Source organism: Candidatus Magnetaquicoccus inordinatus (assembly GCF_004217665.1).
Classification (GTDB): Bacteria; Pseudomonadota; Magnetococcia; order Magnetococcales; family Magnetaquicoccaceae; genus Magnetaquicoccus; species Magnetaquicoccus inordinatus.
Genome location: NZ_RXIU01000421.1, coordinates 1 through 1,528, shown reverse-complemented (window position 1 = coordinate 1,528; position 1,528 = coordinate 1). Strand labels below are relative to the sequence as shown.

Here is a 1,528-nt window from a genome sequence, read left to right as displayed (position 1 = left end):
GACCACATCAATAATCCTGCCCAGGGTTGGATTGCCGACAGGCACCTTAATTGCGTCTCCGGTATCGAGAACCGGATCGCCACGAACAATACCATCGGTAGAGTGCATGGAAATGGTTCGTACTGTTCCTTCACCCACATGTTGTGCGACCTCAAGCACCAAGCGTCCCGCTTCGCCCCGGTCTATGTGAAGGGCGTTAAGAATAGCCGGAAGCTCACCCTCGAACCGAACATCGACCACCGGGCCTACCACCTGCACAACCCTTCCCACCTTTCCACTCATTGCAAAACTCCTTCATGCTGGCAATTACGAACCTGTTTCCGATTAGCCTTTCAACGATTCGGATCCACTGATAATTTCCATCAACTCGGTGGTGATGGCAGCCTGGCGGGTACGGTTATAAGTAGTCTTCAATCGCCGCAACATACCTCCTGCGTTACGCACTGCATTGTCCATAGCAGTCATACGCGCACCATTTTCCGAGGCATCAGATTCAACCAAGGCTTGATATATTTGTACTGCAATATTGCGTGGTAACAAATCTGCAAGAATCTCTTCCTCTTCCGGTTCATAGCTGGGAGGAGATAGCGCAGAATCTTTTTCAGCATCCTTGGGCGGTTCGGGTACTGGAATCACTTGCCGCCAAGTGAGCTCTTGCGTCATAGCTGAAATGAAAGCGTTATAGACAATGAAACATGAATCAAAACGCTCATTGGCATAATCGTGCAGAATCGGTTGCGCAATTTCTTGTTCTGCTTTCTCAAAAGTCAGTCCTCGGCTCATTGCAGTATGGACACGATTTATGAGACCTGAATAGGTACGCTTTAATACATCATTACCTTTGCGACCCACACACGTAACAGAGACTTCAAATCCGGAGTTCTGCAACTCAGCAATTTTGTTGCGCACTGATCGAATAACACTGCTATTAAAGCTGCCACACAGACCGCGATCCGCAGTAAAAACGATCAACTGCACCTTTTTGATCGGCTCAGAGCGCCCCGCAAGGAGTTCCGGAGCAGAATCCCTACTGACTCGCGCAGCAATAGATTGCACCATACGTCCCATTTGTACGCTGTATGGGCGCGATGCCAACGCACGATCTTGTGAACGACGAAGCTTAGCCGCAGCGACCATTTTCATCGCTTTGGTAATTTGTCGCGTATTGGTAACCGAGCGGATACGTTGCCGCAAGGCTTTCAAACTTGCCATATCTTAGCGACTCCCCATAGGTAATTCTTTGCGATCCGCCATTGCCTAGCCTGTGGTGTGCATCAAATGCTCTACCTGGTCTGCTAACGCTATGGTAAGATTGTCCTCACCTTCACTACCCTCATATTTGCTGATGAAGCGGAACAAGGCATCATGCAGTCTTTTCTCTGTTGCATCCGTCAGTTTTTCCTCCTGACGAATGGTAGCCAGAAGTTCTTTTTGTTGCGAACGGAAATTGTCCAGAATGGCCCTCTCTACCTGATTGACACGCTTGACAGCTACATGATCCAGGAGACCTCTGGTTCCGGCAAAGAGA

1 protein-coding gene and 2 pseudogenes are annotated in these 1,528 nt (G+C 49.1%); all 3 read right to left on the bottom strand.

All coding sequences use genetic code 11. The annotated features are described in order from the left end of the window. Window positions 1-282 (bottom strand): annotated as a pseudogene (locus EJP87_RS16205) (F0F1 ATP synthase subunit beta); the annotation flags it as partial. Between the two features lie 42 nt (window positions 283-324). Further along, the gene (locus EJP87_RS16200; protein WP_130472883.1) at window positions 325-1,212 is read right to left on the bottom strand and encodes a F0F1 ATP synthase subunit gamma; all 888 of its coding nucleotides are present in this window, start codon (window positions 1,210-1,212) and stop codon (window positions 325-327) included. 45 nt (window positions 1,213-1,257) lie between these two features. After that, window positions 1,258-1,528 (bottom strand): annotated as a pseudogene (locus EJP87_RS16195) (hypothetical protein); the annotation flags it as partial.

What these genes read in the sequence shown, in the direction of transcription:
- EJP87_RS16200 (WP_130472883.1), bottom strand. Translation starts at nt 1,212, where the DNA reads ATGGCAAGTTTGAAAGCCTTGCGGCAACGTATCCGCTCGGTTACCAAT.